Below are 15,581 nucleotides of genomic sequence, written 5' to 3'. Positions count from 1 at the left end.
CCACTATGCCGCGAGACGGCAGCGAGTCCAAAACATCAGCGCAGGCTGGAAATCTCGGCACAACGCCGGCTGATCGCCTCGACGCGGCTGCGCTGGCTGTCGTTGAGCTGGTCCCGCATCAGGCTGGCCCAGAGGCCCTCGGCGCGGGTCGCCTCGAGCGCGCACCGGCAGAGGCGCGTGCAGGTCGGGGCGTCGGCACCATTCGCCGCGCATTGGGCATGGCAGGCGGCGAGGAAGGGCCGCGCCTCCGGATCGGGCCGCTGCACCACCATCAGCGCCACCAGCCAGAGTGTGCCGAGCAGCAGGGGCTGGTGGACGAGATAGACCAGCAGGCTGCGGCGGCCGGCTGTGGCGAGCAGGCGACCGGGGCGGGTCGCCGGTTCCGGCCCGGCAAGGCGCGACCAGTCGACAAGGCGGCCGACCGCGACGCCGAGCAGCAGGAAGCCGAACCACGGAAAGACCGGCACGAAATCGGTCGAATTTGGCAGGCGATCGCCGAGACCGATCCAGATCAGGACCGGCGCCGCCATGGCCGGGCTTTGCACGAGGAAGGGCAGGAGCCAGACGAGCGCCGTTGCGGCAAGGACCACCCAGACCGGCAGCCTCAGGAAAGGCAAGGCCAGCACGCTGCCGAGCGCGATGGCGTGGAGGATGCCGAAAAAGACGAAGGCATCGGGGAAGACCAGCCAGGTTCCTGCGGTGACAAGCAGGGCTGCACCCGCGACCAGCGCGAGCCGGCGGAGGAATTTCGCCCGGTCGAGGCCCTGCCCATGGGCGAGGACCAGCCCGATCCCGGCGAGGATGAGGAAGCTTGCGGCGATGAGGCGCGCAAAGCCGCTCCAGAGCAGGGAATCACGGATGGTCGGGTCGATCAGCCCGAGAAAGGAGAGGTCCCAGACGAAATGGTAGACCACCATCGCCGCGAGGGCGATGCCGCGGGCCTTGTCGAGGAAGGGCAGGCGCGGGGCGGGGCTCTCAGGCATCGGCGGGTCCATCCGGTCGGCATTGCCCCCTGCTTTCGCGCCAACCGGATGGCCGGGTCAAGCCCTGGGGATGTCGCCTTCAGGCCGTTCGCCCCCGCGTATGGGACAGGGCGGCCATCACGCCGCGCAGTTCCGCGAGGCCGCGGAGCCGGCCGATGAACGGGTAGCCGGGATGGCTGGCCCGTCCGATATCGTCGAGGATTTCATGGCCGTGGTCGGGCCGCATCGGGATCTCGGCGAAGTCCTCGCCGGCGGCGCGCCGGCGGGCCTCCTCGTCGAGCAAGGCCGCGACCAGTTCGACCATGTCGGTATCCCCGCCCAGATGTTCGGCCTCCATGAAGGAACCATCCGGGTCCTTTGCCACATTGCGCAAATGCGCGAACCAGATCCGCCCGGCGAAGCGGCGGGCAATGGCTGGCACGTCATTCGCCGGGTTGGCGCCGAGCGAGCCCGAGCAGAGCGTCAGGCCATTGGCCGGGGAATCGACCATGGCGAGGATGTCGGCGACGTCCTGCGCGCAGGAGACGATGCGCGGCAGGCCGAAAACCGGGCGGGGCGGATCATCCGGGTGGATGCAGAGCCGCATGCCGAGATCTTCCGCTGCCGGCACCACCGCCTCGAGGAAGCGGCGGAGGTTGCCCTGCAGGTCGCGATGGCCGATGCCGCGATAGCGATCGAGCATCAGGCGCAGGCCGGGAATGTCGTATCGGTCATAGGCGCCGGGCAGGCCGGCCATGATGTTGGCGAGGAGGCGGGCCTTGTCGCCTTCCGAAGCACCGTCATGCCAGGCCTTTGCGCGGGTGAGAATATCGTGGCTGTAACCCTCGTCGGCCCCGGGTCGCTGAAGCATCAGCCAGTCGAAAGCCACATATTCGTGCAGGTTGAAGCGCAACGCCCGGGCGCCGCCGGGTAGTTCCGCATCCATCTGGGTACGGGTCCAGTCCAACACCGGCATGAAATTGTAGCAGATCGTCCGGATGCCGGCCGCCGCGAGATTCCTGAGCGAATCCCGGTAGGCCGCAAACAGCGGCTCGAGCGGGCCCTCGCCGATCCGGATTCGTTCATGGACCGGCAGGCTCTCGACGACGGCCCAATGCAGGCCGAAGCCGGGCGCGGCAATCTCCGCCTGCCGTTTCGCAATGTCCTCCGGCTTCCAGACCTCGCCATAGGGGATATGGTGCAACGACGTGACGATGCCCGTCGCCCCCGCCTGCCGTGCGGCAGCGAGAGAGACGGCATCACCCGGGCCGAACCAGCGCCAGCTTTGCAGCATGCTCTTGATCCTTCCGTCACATCAACAGGTTGGGCAGGAACAGCGTGATACCGGGCAGCAGGACCAGCAGCATGATCACGAAGCAGATCATGGCGAGGAAGGGCAGGCTCTCGACCGTGTATTCCTCCATCGATGTATCGAGGATGGAGCAGCAGGCGAACATGCAGGGCCCGACCGGCGGCGTCATCGAGCCGAGGGTCACGACCGACATCATCACGATGCCGAAATGCACCGGGTCGACCCCCAGCTTGGTGATGATCGGCACGAAGATCGGCGTCAGCAGCAGCACCATGACGGTGCTTTCCAGAGCCGTGCCGAGGATCAGCAGCAGCAGCAGGATCAGCAGGACGATCACGGTGGGGTTGTTCGAAAGGCCCAGCATCCATTGCGCCATGGCCTGCGGCGTCTGCTCGAAGATGATCGCATAGCCGAGCGGGCCGGACATCAGGATCACGAACATGATGATGCCGACATCGAGCACGCCTTCGGACAGGGCCTCCTCGAAACGGTGCCAGGTCAATTCCCGGTGGAGGAAGGCGCCGACCACCACGGCATAGAACACGGCAAAGGCGCCGATCTCGGACGGGGTGAAGACCCCCGCGCGAATTCCGACCAGCAGCGCGACGGGAAAGAGCAACGCCCATTTCGCATCGACGACCGCGCGCCAGACCTCGCGGGCCTTCGGCCGTTCCGCCGCTGCGGGCTGGTAGCCCCGCTTGCGGGAGATATACCAGACGACGCTCATCAGCCCGACCATCATCAACAGCCCGGGAATGATCCCGGCGAGGAAGAGCCGGCCGATCGAGACATTGCCGATATAGCCGTAGAGGATCAGCCCGAGGCTGGGCGGGATGGTGGCGGTGATCAGCGAGCCAACCGCGATGACCGAACAGGTGAAGCCCTTCGAATAGCCGCGGCGGATCATTTCCGGGCCGAGCATCCGCGCTTCCATTGCCGCATCGGCGACGGCGGAGCCGGAAATCCCGCCCATCATGGTGGAGAGCAGGATGCAGACCTGCGCCAGCCCGCCGGACATCCAGCTCACGAGCACGTTCGAACAGGCGATCAGGCGGTGGGTGATGCCGGTCTTGTTCATCATGTGGCCAGCCAGCACGAAGAAGGGCACGGCGAGCAGCGGGAAGCTCTGCGACTGGGTGGCAATCTGCTGCACGGCAATGCTGACCGGCACTGTGCCGCTGAGCAGGAAGAAGCTGAAACCGGAAATGCCGATGGCCAGCGAGACCGGCATGCCGACAAACATCAGCGCGAAAAAGAGAAATGTAATCAGCAGCATGGCCGTTATCCGAGCTGGCTGTGCGCGCGTTCGAGATCGTTCGGCTTTTCCGGAAAGAAGACGAAGGACCGGTCACGGAACGAGCGGACAGCATGGATGATGATCTCGAGGCTCATCAGGAAGCTGCCAACGGGAATGGCGATCGTGACCCAGGCATAGGAGATGCCGCTGTCACCATAGACCCGCTGCCAGTTCAGCATGGTGAGCTTGTAGCCGGACACCGCGAGGGTGATCAGGAAGCCGAGGATCAGCGCGGCATTGAACAGTTCGAGCATCCAGCGCGGCGTGCGGGGCAGCCATTTCACGGCATAGTCAACCGCCATATGCGCCTTGAGCCGCATCGCCCGGGTTGCGCCGAGCACGCAGAGCCAGACGAAGAGCAATTGCGCCAGGTCATCCGACCAGATGACAGGATGGCCGATCGTGCGGGACAGGGCCGCGATCAGCACCAGGACGGTGATTGCAGCCAGCAGGAATTTCGAGACGATGTCTTCCAGTCGCACATACCATGCCGGCATGATGCCCCCCTTCACGCGGACCCGCAGATCCCCGTTCCTTCGGTACGATGAGAAAACGGGCCGGGCCGCGAAAGGCCGCCCGGCCCAGTCGGCCTTACTTCAGCAAGGCCTCGACCTTGGTGCGGAGCTCGCCGTAACCGAGCTTGTCGTAGACACCCTTGGTGGCCGCGATGAAGGGTGCACGGTCGACTTCCGCCACCGTCATGCCCTTGGCCTTGAAATCGGCCTCGAACTTCGCAAGCGATTCTTCCGTGGCCCGCGAGGCGAAATCGCCAGCGGCAAGGGATTCCTCGCGCAGGATCTTCTGCAGGTCGGCGGGCAGCTTGTCGAACCAGGCGCCGCTCGTGACGATGCCGGTGATCAGGTTGAAATGGCTCGTCTTCGTGAGGTGCTTCGTCACCTCGTAGAGCCGGGCGCCATGCGTGGCGGGGTGCTGGGCTTCCGCCGCATCGATCACCTTCTGCTGGAGGGCAGGATAGACCTCGCCCCAGCCCATCGCGGTCGGTGTGGCGCCCATCGCGCGGATCGTCTCCATCCAGACCGGCGCGCCGGGCGTGCGCATGCGGATGCCGGCCAGATCGGCCGGAACCTTGATCGGCTTGTTGGTCAGCAGATGGCGGTCGCCCTGCCACCAGTTGAACGAAAGGATCTGGTGGCCGGACGTTGCCTTCAGCTTGGCTTCCCATTCGGCGAAAAGCGGCGAGGTGACGACCTTGCGGATGCCGTCAAAGCCGGAGGCGAGGTAGGGCGCGCTCAGGATGCCGAATTCCTTGACGAAGACCGCAAGGCGGCCGCCATCGACCACGACGGCGACATTCGCGCCGGCACGGGCCTGTTCGAGAACGTCCTCGTCCTTGCCGAGCTGCGAGCCCGGGAAGATGCGGATGGTCAGCGTGCCCTTCGAGCGTTCCGCGACCTTGTCGCGCATGCGCTCCAGACCCTTGTAGATCGGATCCTCGGTGGAGAGGGCGGTGTTGATGTTGAGCTGATGCTGGGCCGAGGCCGTGGCTGTCAGCCCGAGGAATGCGAGGGTCGCTGCCGCCAGGGCAACGGTGCCGCGGCGCGAAAAGGTGGAACCTTCTGCCTTCACCATGGTGTTTTCCTTCCCGATTGCTGGTTGTCCCACCCTGCACCTTCGTGCTTGAGGTATGGCACCATACCGGTATAGTGCACATCCTGTAGTCATTCGCAAGAGGCCGCGCTATGTGCCCGGGCGGGAGAGGGAAGCGATGCCAGGATTGAACGAGAGTGCCGCGCTCCGGCTCGCCGAGCCGATCGTGCCGCAGATCATCAACCGCCTGCGCCAGGCGATCATCGAATTGAAGCTCGAACCGGGGCAGCCGCTTTCGGAAAAGGAGATCGCGCTGCTCTACGGCGTCAGCCGGCAGCCGGTGCGCGAGGCCTTCATCAAGCTGGCCGAGGCGGGCCTCGTGCAGGTCCTGCCGAGCCGCGGCACTTATGTAACGAAGATTTCGGTCAAGGAAGTGCTCAATGCCCGCTTCGTGCGCGAGGCGATCGAATGCGCCGTCGTCCGCGAGGCGGCAACCCGGATCGATTCCGCCGGGCTCGACCGTCTCTCCCGGCTGATCGACGGCCAGATGCAGGCCGCCAACCGCCTCGACAATGTCGCCTTCACAGAACTGGACGAGGCCTTCCATCGCGCCATCGCGGATTGCCTCGATTGCGATTATGCCGTCCGTGTGGTCGAGGCTGCCCGCACCCAGACCGACCGCGTGCGCCATCTCAGCCTGCCCGAGGCTTCGCCCTTTCCGGTGCTGATCGAGCAGCACCGGCAGATCGTTGCAGCCCTGCAGGCGCGCGATCCGGTCGCCGCCGAAGCGGCGATGCGGCGCCATGTGCGCGAGATCCTCTCGGCCATCCCGCGCCTCGCCGCCGCGCATCCGGCCTATTTCGAGGACCAGGGCAGCCTGCCACCGAGTTGATGCGCCGGGTTGATCCTGCTCCGGAACTGATGCACTGATTTCAGTAATCGGGCATCAGAAGGGCCGGCTTTCATGCGGATCGACTTTCTCGGGCTGGAAGCCTTCCTGTCCATTGCGGAACGCGGAAGCTTTCATGGCGCAGCGGCGCATCTCAACCTGTCGCAGACAGCCCTGTCGCACCGGATGCGCAAGCTTGAGGATGATCTCGGCATCAAGCTCTTCACCCGCACGACGCGGCAGGTGACGCTGACGCCGGCTGGCCTCGAATTGCTGCCGCGCGCCCGGCAGATGATCGATGCGCTTTCGGCCTCCTATGATGCCCTGCGCCGGCAGGGGCGCGAGCGTCAGGCCCGCCTGACCATCGGCTGCCTGCCGACCATCGCCACCTATTACCTGCCGCCGATCCTGCTGGAATTCTCGGCCACCTACCCGGATATCACCGTCCATATCCAGGATGCCGCAGCCGGGCAGATCGCCGATTTCGTGCAGAAGGGCGAGGCCGAGTTCGGCATCACCATCATCTCGGCCAATCGCTGGGATCTCGACATGCGGCCCCTGCTGCGCGAGCCCTATGTTCTGCTCTGTCAGGCGAGCCATCCGCTGGCGGCGCGGCCGCAGGTCAGCTGGGCCGAACTGGAGGGCGTGCCTTTGGTGCGGATCAGCCCGCAGGCGGCCAACCGGGCGATCATCGATGATGCCCTCGGCTCGCGCCGGGAATTCATGACATGGCGCTACGAGGTTCAGCATGTGGCCACCGCCGTCAGCCTCGTCACAGCCGGCGTGGCGCTCACGGTGGTGCCCCGCCTCGCGATCGACCTTGCCGGGGCGCCGGGCCTGAAGGCCGTGCCGATCGTCAATCCGGGCGTCTCGCGGATTGTCGGCGTCGTCAGCAACCGCGCCAACCCGCTCTCTCCGGCGGGCGAACATCTGCTGAAGCTGGTTGCCCAGAGGTTCCGGCGCGATGGCGAGGCGGCCGCGCCGACGCTCGTGCACGAGATTCACTAAAGCTTCCAAAACAATCACTGGATTCATTGAACGCTTGCCCGCAGGAATGACGGGCAGGGTGGGCGGAGCCTTGCCGGTCCGGGGCAGCCGGGCGGCGGTTCTCCCTGCGAACAAATGCGGTCGGAAGGGCTGGAATGCCTGATCCGGCCCGTGCGGGCGGGGCAAGGCCTTGCCAGCAGGGGCGGGCGGCTCGACATTCAGCGGGCGACGCCAGTCGGAGGGGCCCTCTTTCCGGGGAAACCCGGCGCGGCAGAAGCAACAAGGCTGGCAGATGACCGGCCGGAACAAACGGGACGGAAATGCGCGAACAGATCGTGTTCATGCCGGGGCTTCTCTGCGATGGCAGCGTCTTCACGCACCAGATCGCGGCCCTGTCTCGCCATGCCGATGTCAAGGTCGCGGATTTTCTCGGTCAGGATTCGATCGAGGGCATGGCCCGGTTGGCGCTTGGCCTGTTCGACGGGCCGGTTTCCCTCATCGGCTTCTCGATGGGCGGGCGCGCGGCCCTTCAGGCGATCCGCCTTGTGCCGGAGCGGGTCAAGCGGCTTTGCCTGATGGATACCGGTGCAACGCCGGCCCGCGAAAACGAACCCGAAATGCGCCAACCGCTGGTTGATCTCGCCCATGCCGAGGGCATGGGCGCGCTGGCGGCGCGCTGGCTGCCGCCCATGCTCCATATCGACCGCGAGCGTGATCCGGCCCTGATCAATCCGCTCACGGACATGGTGAAGCGCGCGACGCCGGAGCAGCATGAACGTCAGATCCGTGCTCTCCTGACCCGCCCCGATGCGCGGGCGGTCCTGCCGGGCATTCGTTGCCCGGTTCTGGTGATGGTCGGCCGGCAGGATCGCTGGAGCACCCTGGCCCAGCACGAAGAGATGGCGGCCGCCATTCCCGGAGCGGAACTCGCGGTGATCGAGGATGCCGGGCATTTCGTGTCAGTCGAGCGGCCGGAAGCCGTCACACGCGCATTGATGCGCTGGTTCGGCTTTGACCGGGCGGAGGCGGCGTGATGGAAGACCGCATCCCCGAGACCCCGCTTTTCGACCGCTCCCGCCAGTTGCGCGGCTATCGCCTCAACAAGATGGCGATGGGGCTGGTCGATCCGGCCAATCGCGAGGCGTTCCGGCAGGACGAAGAAGCCTATCTCGACCGGTTCGGCCTTTCCGCCGAGGAAAAGCGCGCGGTGATGGCCCGGAACTGGCAGGAGATGGTGCGCCTTGGCGGCAACGTCTTCTATATCCTCAAGATTTCGGCAATCTCGCCGGCCCGGATGACCGAGATCGGCGCCCATCAGGCCGGCATGGACCATGACACATTCCTGCGTGAACGGCTGGGCAAGAAGCCAGCGGGAAGCCAGTGACATGACGGGAGTTCGATCATGGCGAAGCTGATTGGCGGGCTTGGCTCCTCGCATGTGCCGTCGATCGGCGCGGCGATGGACAAGGGCCTGACCCAGACCGAGGACTGGAAGCCGTTCTTTGACGGAATCGGCCCCGGTCGCGACTGGGTTGCGGCGAACAGGCCCGATGTCGCGGTGGTCGTGTTCAACGATCACGGCAATTCCTTTTTCCTCGACAAGGTGCCGACCTTCGCGATCGGCTGCGCCGAACGCTACGACCCGATCGATGAAGGCTGGGGCCCGCGCGCCATCCCCTCGTTCGAGGGTCACGCCGAACTGGGCTGGCACATCATCGACCGGATGGTCGAGAACCGGTTCGACCCCATGATCGTGCAGGAAATCGAGGTTGATCACGGCATCCAGGTGCCGATGGAGCTGTTTTTCGGCAAGCCGGACAAGGCCTGGCCGGTCAGGGTCGTGCCGGTCTTCGTCAATGTGATCCAGTATCCGATCCCGCTGCCGAGCCGTTGCTACGAGCTCGGGCAGGTGCTGCGCCGCGCGATCGAGAGCTTCCCCGGTGACGAGCGTGTCGTCGTGATCGGCACGGGCGGCCTCTCGCACCAGCTGCAGGGCGCGCGGGCCGGCTTCACCAATCCCGAGGCGGACCGTGAATTCCTGCGCGACATTGCCAGCAATCCGGGCCGGCTGGCGGCGCTCAGCCGCGAGGATTACGTGCGGCTCTTCGGCAGCGAGGGGGCGGAGCTGATGATGTGGCTCGTCATGCGCGGGGCGATGGATCCGGACGTCGTCGTGAAGCACAGCCACTATTTCGTGCCCGCCTCGATGACCGGTGCCGGCATGCTGGTGCTTGAGAACAGGGTGGCCTGACATGCATTGGCTGATGATCTGCCGCCATCATCCGGGCAAGGATGCCGAACGCGCCGCGATCCGCGACCGGCACCGCGCGCATGTGCTGAGCGGGGGCGGCCGGGTGCGCGTGCTGATCGGCTCGGCACTGACGGACGATGACGGGCAATCCCCGCTCGGGAATTTCGGCGTCATCGAGGCCACGAGCCGCGAGGATGTCATCGCCTTTGCCAAGGCGGACCCTTACGCCCAGGCCGGGATCGTCGCGGATATTGCCGTGACGGCTCTGGCCACGACATTCCAGGCGCACCGGATCGATCCGATGACGCCGGTAAACGCCGCAAGCGGCTGACAACGCGAGACAATCCGGTGCCGGGCGAAACCGGTTCCGGGCAGAGACATTCCAAGGGAGGACAACATGAGCAGACGGAATTTCCTCAAGGCAGGTGCGGTGGCGATGGGCCTCGCGCTGATGGCAGGCACGGCCCTGGCGCAGGATGCGATCAAGATCGGCCTTATCCTGCCGATGACCGGCCCCTTCACCTCGACCGGCAAGCAGATTGCCGCCGCAGCGCAGCTCTACATGGCGCAGAAGGGCACGACGATCGCCGGCAAGAAGGTCGAGCTGATCATCAAGGATGATACCGGCGTTGCCGATGTCACGCGCCGGATCGCGCAGGAACTCATCGTCAATGACAAGGTGACGGCGATTGCCGGCTTCGGCCTTACGCCTTTGGCCCTGGCCACCGCGCCGCTCGCCACGCAGGCCAAGACGCCGATGGTCGTCATGTCGGCGGCGACGGGGATCATTACCGAGCGCTCGCCCTTCATCGTCCGCACCAGCCAGGTCGTGCCGCAGATTGCCGGCCCGTTCGGTGAATGGGTGGCCAAGCAGGGCATGAAGCGCGTCGTCACCGTGGTGACCGATTACGGCCCGGGCCATGACGTCGAGAAGTGGTTCTCGGACGTGTTCAAGGCCAATGGCGGCCAGGTGGAAAATCTCCGCGTGCCGCTGGCCAACCCGGATTTCTCGCCCTTCCTGCAGAAAGTGGCGGATTCGAAGCCGGATGCGCTGCTCGTCTTCGTGCCGTCGGGTGTCGGCTCGCAGTTCATGAAGCAGTTCGTCGAGCGTGGCCTCGACAAGAGCGGCATCAAGCTCATCGGCACGGGCGACGTGACCGATGACGACATCCTCAACACGATCGGCGATGTCGCGCTCGGCGTGGTGACGGCGCATCACTACTCCGCCGCCCATGACAGCCCGGAGAACAAGGCCTTCGTCGAAGCCTTCAAGAAGGCCAATAACGGCCTGCGCCCGAACTTCATGGCTGTCGGCGGCTATGACGGCATGCATGCCCTCTATGAAGGCCTCAAGAAGACCAACGGCGCCGGCGGCGAAGCCCTGGTCGAGGCCATGAAGGGCCTCTCCTGGATGAGCCCGCGCGGTCCGATGTCGATCGACAAGAACACCCGCGACATCATCCAGAATGTCTATATCCGCAAGGTCGAGAAGGTCGGCGGCGAGCTCTTCAACATCGAGTTCGCCACCATCCCGAACGTCAAGGACCCGTCCAAGGCCAAGTAAGCCGGTCAGGAAACAAAAAACCGGGCGCCCGCGCGGTGCCCGGTTCTTCACTTTCACGGTGCCTCACGGCGCCCGATACTTGCGCCTCCGGGGGGATCTCGCGTGCTGACCATCCTGTTTGACGGCATTGCCTATGGCATGGTGCTGTTCGTGCTGGCCTGCGGCCTCTCGATCACGCTTGGCCTGATGAATTTCGTCAATCTGGCGCATGGCGTCTTCGCCATGGTCGGCGGCTATGTCACCGCGATTCTGATGAACCGGCTCGGCGTGCCGTTTCTCGCCACGCTGCCTTTCGCGTTCCTCGTGCCTGCCGCATTCGGCCTCGTCCTGGAGCGGACGCTCTATCAGCGGCTCTACAACCGCAACCATCTCGACCAGGTGCTCTTCACGATCGGGCTCGTCTTCATGGCCATTGCGGCGGTGGATTACGTGATGGGCTCTCAGCCGCAGCTGATCCAGCTGCCCTCGTGGCTGCGTGGCCGGGTGGATGTGTTCGGCGTGCAGATCGGGCTCTATCGCAGTTTCATCATCGTGGTTTGCGGCTTCCTCGTCGTCGGGCTGCAATTCGTGCTGGCGAAAACGCGGTTCGGCGCGCAGCTCCGGGCAGCGGTCGATGATGCCCGCGTGGCGCGCGGGCTCGGCATCAACACCTCGCTCGTCTTCGCCGCGACCTTCGCCGCCGGTTCGGGCCTTGCCGGCCTTGGCGGGGCGCTGGGGGCGGAAATCCTTGGGCTCGACCCGACCTTCCCGCTGAAATTCCTGATCTATTTCATGATCGTGGTCACGGTGGGGGGCACCAGCAGCCTGACAGGGCCGTTCTTTGCCTCGCTGCTGCTCGGCATCGCCGACGTGGCCGGGAAGTATTACGTGCCGAGCCTCGGCGCCTTCGTGATCTACACCGTGATGATCGTGGTGCTGGTCTTCCGCCCGCAAGGGCTGTTCGTCAAAGCCCGATAGGCGGAACCGAGCCATGCAAGGGACACCCACCGAAATCGCGACGCGTCATCTCGCCGAAACAAGCCGCTGGAAGCCGATGGAATTCGTTTTCTGGCTGGTGGCGTTCGGCGCGATCTGGCTGCTGCCGAGCCATCATCTGATCCTCAACGAGATCATCATCACGGCGCTCTTCGCGATGTCGCTCGACCTGATCCTCGGCTATGCCGGGATCGCTTCGCTCGGTCATGCGGCGTTTTTCGGCTTCGGTGCCTATTTCGCCGGGATCTTCGCCATCCGGGTCATCGGCGACCCGCTGACCGGGCTGGTCCTTGCCACGCTGGCCTCCGGCGCGCTGGGCTTCATCACCAGCTTCCTCGTCCTGCGCGGGGTGGATCTCGCCCGGCTGATGGTGACGCTGGGCGTCGCGCTCGTTCTCGGCGAGATCGCCAACAAGATGACCTGGCTGACCGGCGGCGCGGATGGCCTGCAGGGCGTGGTGATGGGGCCCGTGCTGGGCCTGTTCGAGTTCGACCTCTATGGCCGCACGGCCTATGTCTACTCGCTGGTCATCACCTTCCTGCTGTTCCTGATGGCGCGGCGGATCGTCGTCTCGCCCTTTGGCCTCTCGCTGCGGACGATCCGCGACAACCCGCTCCGGGCGCGCGCCATCGGCATTCCCGTCAACCGGCGGCTGATCGCGGTCTACACCCTGGCGGCGGCCTATGCCGGCGCGGCGGGGGCGCTGCTGGCGCAGACGACGCAATTCGTCTCGCTCGACGTGATCGCGCTGCATCGCTCGGCCGATGTGCTGCTGATGCTGGTGATCGGTGGCACGGGCTATCTCTATGGCGGTTTTGCCGGGGCCATCGTGTTCAAGGTCCTGCAGGACGTGATCTCGAACTGGACGCCGCAATACTGGACCTTCTGGATCGGGCTGATCCTGGTCATCCTCGTGCTGATCGGGCGCGAGCGCATGAACCACCGGGCCGCCGTGCTCTGGGCGCGCCTGCGCGGCAAACCCGAACCGCGTCCGCGGACGATTGTCGGGGGGCATTGAGATGAGCGCTGCCCTCGAGACTGTCGGCCTGCAGAAGCGTTTCGGCGGCATCGTCGCCACCGATGATGTCACCTTCCGGCTCGAACCGGGCGCCCGCCATGCCCTGATCGGGCCGAACGGGGCCGGCAAGACCACCTTCGTCAACCTGCTGACCGGCGTGCTCCAGCCGAGCGCGGGGACGATCCGCCTGCATGGCGAGGACATTTCCGCCATGGCGCCGGAGCGCCGCGTGAAGCGCGGGCTGGTGCGCACCTTCCAGATCAACCAGCTTTTCGCCGGCATGACACCGCTGGAGACCCTCGGCGTTGCGGTGTCGGAGCGGATGGGCCATGGCTACGAATTCTGGCGCCCGGCCGGCTCGAAATCGGTCGTGATCGACGAGATCGTCGAGATCGCCACACGGTTCAAGCTGGCCGATGTGCTGGAGGAGCGCACCGCGAGCCTGCCCTATGGCAAGCAGCGTCTGCTCGAAATCGCTTTGGCCTTTGCCTGCCAGCCGCGTGTGCTGCTGCTCGACGAACCGGCTGCCGGTGTCCCTGAGGCCGAGCGGCATGACCTGCTGGCCACCGTCGCCGCCCTGCCGCGCGATGTGTCCGTCCTGCTGATCGAGCATGACATGGACCTCGTCTTCTCCTTTGCCGAGCGCATTTCGGTTCTTGTGAACGGCGCGCTCTTCACCGAGGGCACGGTGTCGGAAATTGCCAATGATCCGCGCGTCCGGGCGGTCTATCTCGGGGAGAGCCTCGATGGCTGAGCCGCTTCTCCAGCTTGCGCAGCTTTCCGCCGGCTATGGGCTGGCGCGCGTGATCAACGATGTCAGCCTGACGCTGGAAGCGGGCCGCTCGCTGGCTGTGCTGGGCCGCAACGGCACGGGCAAGACAACGCTGCTCAACACGATCATCGGGGCGACGCGCCATCTCGGCGGGACGATCCGCTTCGAGGGGCGCGACATCTCGAAACTCCGCTCCGACCTTCGGGCGCGCGGCGGCATCGGCTGGGTGCCGCAGGAGCGAAACATCTTCAAGTCGCTGACGGTGGAGGAAAATCTCACGGCTGTCGCGCAGCCCGGCGCCTGGGATATCGAGGCGGTTTACCGCATGTTCCCGCGCCTGAAGGAACGGCGCGGCAATATGGGCAACCAGCTTTCCGGCGGCGAGCAGCAGATGCTGGCCGTGGCGCGCGCACTTGTCCTCAACCCGAGGCTCATCCTGCTCGACGAGCCGACCGAAGGCCTCGCGCCGATCATCATCGAGGAATTGCTGGCCGCGCTGAAGCGCATCACCCGCGACGAGGGGCTTTCCGCCATTATCGTCGAGCAGCATGCCCAGAAGATCCTCGGCGTCACCGATGCGGCCATTATCCTCGATCGCGGCGCGATCGTGCACCAATCCTCGAGCGCCAGCCTGATCGCCGATCCGGCCCCGCTCGAAACCCATCTCGGCGTCACCGGCAAGAAGGCCGGTGTCCGGGGAGGGCATTGAGATGCGCTGTGTTTCTCGTCATGGCCGGGTTCAGCCCGGCCATCCACGACTTCGGGTTGCACAAAAGCCAGTCGTGGATGCCCGCCCCAAGGGCGGGCATGACGGCAAGGAAAAGCTGCAAACCCGAATTCCAACTCCTTTCTGAGACCTTCCGGAGGAAATCATGACTGCCAGACCGCCCTTCCGCGCCGACCAGGTCGGCTCCCTGCTGCGCCCGGCCGCACTGAAGAAGGCCCGCGAGGAGCGTGCCGCCGGCACGCTCAGCGCGGAGGGCCTGAAGGCGATCGAGGATCGCGAGATCAAGGCGCTGATCGCCAAGCAGGAAGCCGTGGGCCTGAAGGGCGTGACCGATGGCGAGTTCCGCCGCGCCTACTGGCATTTCGACTTCCTCGAGCAGCTCGACGGCGTCACCTCCGTCGAGGCGGATTCCGGCATGAATTTCAAGGGTGGCGTCGGCATTGCCAAGGCGCTGCGCATCACCGGCAAGGTCGGGTTTTCCGGCCATCCGATGATCGAGCATTTCACCTTCCTCAAGGCAAATACCCGCGCCACGCCGAAAATGACCATTCCCGGCCCCTCCATGCTGCATTACCGCGGCGGCCGGAAGATGATGAATCCCGGCATCTATGCCGAGATGGATGCGTTCTATGCCGATGTCGGCGCGGCCTATGGCAAAGCGGTCGGCGCCTTTTACGATGCCGGCTGCCGCTATCTGCAGCTCGACGACATCTCCTTCGCCTATCTCTGCGATCCCAACCAGCGCGAGATGCTGCGCCAGCGCGGCGATGACCCGGAAAAGCAGCCGGACATCTATGCCGGCATGGTCCGCAAGGCGCTGGAAAACAAGCCGGCTGACCTCGCCATCACCATGCATCTCTGCCGTGGCAATTTCCGTTCGACCTTCATTGCTTCCGGCGGTTACGAGCCGGTGGCCGAAGTGCTGTTCAACGCCATGCCGGTGGATGGCTATTTCATGGAATGGGACAGCGACCGCGCCGGCGGCTTCGAGCCTTTGCGCTTCCTGCCCAAGGGCAAGCATGTGGTGCTCGGCCTCGTCACCTCGAAGACCGGCGTGCTGGAAGCGAAGGACGATATCCGCCGCCGCATCGACGAGGCGTCGAAATTCGTCTCGCTCGACCAGCTCTGCCTCTCGCCGCAATGCGGCTTCGCCTCGACCGAGGAAGGCAACACGCTGGCCGAGGACGAGCAGTGGAAGAAGCTCGAGATGATCGTCGAGCTGGCCGCCGAGGTCTGGAAGGACGCGTAAGGGCAACGGCCCTGCCTCTCCCCCCGGGGA

General features: G+C 65.4%; 17 protein-coding genes. 12 read left to right on the top strand and 5 right to left on the bottom strand.

Features of this window, described 5'->3' with window-relative positions; translation table 11 throughout:
* Positions 1–35 precede the first annotated feature (35 nt).
* The 5 genes from P0652_RS02890 to P0652_RS02870 all read right to left on the bottom strand — a co-directional run bounded on the left by P0652_RS02890 (position 36) and on the right by P0652_RS02870 (position 5,161).
* On the bottom strand, positions 36–983 hold the full coding sequence (locus P0652_RS02890) for a heparan-alpha-glucosaminide N-acetyltransferase (protein ID WP_284177244.1): 948 nt from the start codon (positions 981–983) through the stop codon (positions 36–38).
* A 79-nt stretch (positions 984–1,062) separates the two neighbouring features.
* Positions 1,063–2,256, bottom strand: a complete 1,194-nt coding sequence (gene uxuA, locus P0652_RS02885; protein ID WP_284177243.1) for a mannonate dehydratase — start codon at positions 2,254–2,256, stop codon at positions 1,063–1,065.
* A gap of 16 nt (positions 2,257–2,272) precedes the next feature.
* The gene (locus tag P0652_RS02880) at positions 2,273–3,550 is read right to left on the bottom strand and encodes a TRAP transporter large permease (RefSeq protein ID WP_284177242.1); all 1,278 of its coding nucleotides are present in this window, start codon (positions 3,548–3,550) and stop codon (positions 2,273–2,275) included.
* A gap of 5 nt (positions 3,551–3,555) precedes the next feature.
* Positions 3,556–4,068 (bottom strand): TRAP transporter small permease, encoded by a 513-nt coding sequence (locus P0652_RS02875; protein WP_284177241.1) that lies wholly within the window; start codon positions 4,066–4,068, stop codon positions 3,556–3,558.
* Between the two features lie 94 nt (positions 4,069–4,162).
* Entirely contained in the window at positions 4,163–5,161 is a 999-nt protein-coding gene (locus tag P0652_RS02870; RefSeq protein ID WP_284177240.1) for a C4-dicarboxylate TRAP transporter substrate-binding protein, read from the bottom strand.
* A gap of 136 nt (positions 5,162–5,297) precedes the next feature.
* Between P0652_RS02870 and P0652_RS02865 the strand changes: the two genes are divergently transcribed.
* The 12 genes from P0652_RS02865 (at position 5,298) to P0652_RS02810 (ending at position 15,551) form a co-directional block, all read left to right on the top strand.
* Positions 5,298–6,011: a GntR family transcriptional regulator gene (locus tag P0652_RS02865; RefSeq protein WP_284177239.1), complete on the top strand. Its 714-nt coding sequence runs from the start codon at positions 5,298–5,300 to the stop codon at positions 6,009–6,011.
* Positions 6,012–6,083: 72 nt separating this feature from the next.
* Complete coding sequence (locus P0652_RS02860; protein WP_284177238.1) at positions 6,084–7,016, top strand: LysR family transcriptional regulator; 933 nt, start codon at positions 6,084–6,086, stop codon at positions 7,014–7,016.
* A gap of 299 nt (positions 7,017–7,315) precedes the next feature.
* Positions 7,316–8,029, top strand: a complete 714-nt coding sequence (locus tag P0652_RS02855; RefSeq protein WP_284177237.1) for an alpha/beta fold hydrolase — start codon at positions 7,316–7,318, stop codon at positions 8,027–8,029.
* Positions 8,029–8,379 carry an extradiol ring-cleavage dioxygenase gene (locus tag P0652_RS02850; protein WP_284177236.1) on the top strand — a complete coding sequence of 117 codons (351 nt, stop codon included), beginning with the start codon at positions 8,029–8,031 and terminating at the stop codon, positions 8,377–8,379. Before P0652_RS02855 ends, P0652_RS02850 begins: the two co-directional genes overlap by 1 nt.
* 18 nt (positions 8,380–8,397) lie before the next feature.
* Positions 8,398–9,246: a class III extradiol dioxygenase family protein gene (locus P0652_RS02845; RefSeq protein WP_284177235.1), complete on the top strand. Its 849-nt coding sequence runs from the start codon at positions 8,398–8,400 to the stop codon at positions 9,244–9,246.
* A gap of 1 nt (position 9,247) precedes the next feature.
* Complete coding sequence (locus tag P0652_RS02840) at positions 9,248–9,577, top strand: YciI family protein (RefSeq protein ID WP_284177234.1); 330 nt, start codon at positions 9,248–9,250, stop codon at positions 9,575–9,577.
* A gap of 66 nt (positions 9,578–9,643) precedes the next feature.
* Positions 9,644–10,810: an ABC transporter substrate-binding protein gene (locus P0652_RS02835; protein WP_284177233.1), complete on the top strand. Its 1,167-nt coding sequence runs from the start codon at positions 9,644–9,646 to the stop codon at positions 10,808–10,810.
* Between the two features lie 102 nt (positions 10,811–10,912).
* On the top strand, positions 10,913–11,767 hold the full coding sequence (locus P0652_RS02830) for a branched-chain amino acid ABC transporter permease (RefSeq protein ID WP_284177232.1): 855 nt from the start codon (positions 10,913–10,915) through the stop codon (positions 11,765–11,767).
* Positions 11,768–11,780: 13 nt separating this feature from the next.
* Positions 11,781–12,803, top strand: coding sequence for a branched-chain amino acid ABC transporter permease (locus tag P0652_RS02825; protein WP_284177231.1), 1,023 nt, complete (start codon positions 11,781–11,783; stop codon positions 12,801–12,803).
* A 1-nt stretch (position 12,804) separates the two neighbouring features.
* Entirely contained in the window at positions 12,805–13,557 is a 753-nt protein-coding gene (locus P0652_RS02820) for an ABC transporter ATP-binding protein (protein ID WP_284177230.1), read from the top strand.
* Positions 13,550–14,284 carry an ABC transporter ATP-binding protein gene (locus tag P0652_RS02815; protein WP_284177229.1) on the top strand — a complete coding sequence of 245 codons (735 nt, stop codon included), beginning with the start codon at positions 13,550–13,552 and terminating at the stop codon, positions 14,282–14,284. The genes P0652_RS02820 and P0652_RS02815 overlap by 8 nt, the downstream gene beginning before the upstream one ends.
* Positions 14,285–14,444: 160 nt before the next feature.
* Positions 14,445–15,551, top strand: a complete 1,107-nt coding sequence (locus tag P0652_RS02810; RefSeq protein WP_284177420.1) for a 5-methyltetrahydropteroyltriglutamate--homocysteine S-methyltransferase — start codon at positions 14,445–14,447, stop codon at positions 15,549–15,551.
* The last annotated feature ends 30 nt before the right edge of the window (positions 15,552–15,581 follow it).

It is taken from the genome of Rhabdaerophilum sp. SD176 (assembly GCF_030143245.1).
In the GTDB taxonomy this organism is placed as follows: domain Bacteria; phylum Pseudomonadota; class Alphaproteobacteria; order Rhizobiales; family Beijerinckiaceae; genus Rhabdaerophilum.
This window is presented reverse-complemented; position numbering and strand designations above follow the sequence as displayed.